The organism is Alkalilimnicola ehrlichii, assembly GCF_003399765.1.
GTDB lineage: Bacteria > Pseudomonadota > Gammaproteobacteria > Nitrococcales > AK92 > AK92.
Genome location: NZ_NFZV01000081.1, coordinates 1 through 1,117, shown reverse-complemented (window position 1 = coordinate 1,117; position 1,117 = coordinate 1). Strand labels below are relative to the sequence as shown.

The 1,117-nt window shown below is 66.0% G+C and carries 1 pseudogene; it reads left to right on the top strand.

Annotated features, from left to right (window positions below):
• Positions 1-1,117 (top strand): annotated as a pseudogene (locus CAI21_RS22750) (transketolase-like TK C-terminal-containing protein); the annotation flags it as partial.

Genomic DNA, 1,117 nt, shown 5'->3' with positions numbered 1-1,117 from the left:
CGCGACAAGCAGCTCGCCAAGCACATCGTCCCCATTGTGCCGGACGAGGCACGCACCTTCGGCATGGAGGGGCTGTTCCGTCAGCTCGGCATCTACGCCTCCCAGGGCCAGCTCTACGAGCCGCAGGATGCCGATCAGCTGATGTATTACAAGGAGGATAAGAAAGGCCAGATCCTGCAGGAAGGCATCAACGAGGCCGGTGCCATGTCCTCCTGGATCGCCGCCGGCACCAGCTATGCCAACCACGGCATTCAGATGATCCCCTTCTACGCCTACTACTCGATGTTCGGCTTCCAGCGCGTGGGCGATCTGGCCTGGGCGGCGGGCGATATGCAGGCGCGCGGCTTTTTGATGGGCGGCACCGCCGGGCGCACCACGCTCAACGGCGAGGGCCTGCAACACCAGGACGGCCACAGCCTGCTGCTCGCCGCCACGATCCCCAACTGCATCAGCTACGACCCGGCCTTTGCCTACGAGATGGCGGTGATCGTGCAAGACGGCCTGCGGCGGATGTTCCGCGAGCAGGAGAACGTCTTCTACTACGTCACCATGATGAACGAGAACTACCGCCAACCGGCCATGCCGGAAGGCGCCGAAGCGGGCATTCGCAAGGGGCTGTATCTGTTCCGCGAGGGGGACGGCCAGGCCAAACGCAAGGTCCAGCTCCTGGGTGCCGGCACCATCCTGCGCGAGGTCATCGCCGCCGCCGAGCTGCTCGCAGCCGACTGGGGGTGAGCGCCGATATCTGGAGCGCGACCTCGTTCAACGAGCTGCGGCGCGACGGCATCGACTGCGAGCGCTGGAACCTGCTGCATCCGCAAGCCAAGCCGCGCCAGCCCTACGTGGCGCAGTGCCTGGCCGACCGAGCGGGGCCGGCGATTGCCGCCACCGACTACATGCGCGCGGTCCCGGAGCAAATCCGCCCCTATCTCGACCGCCGCTACGTCACCCTCGGCACCGACGGCTTCGGCCGCTCCGATACCCGGGCCGCGCTACGGCGCTTCTTCGAGGTGGATCGCTACTACGTCGCCGTCGCCGCGCTCAAAGCGCTCGCCGATGACGGCCAGCTACCGGCGAAAAAAGTCGGCGAAGCCATCAAGAAGTACAACATCGACCC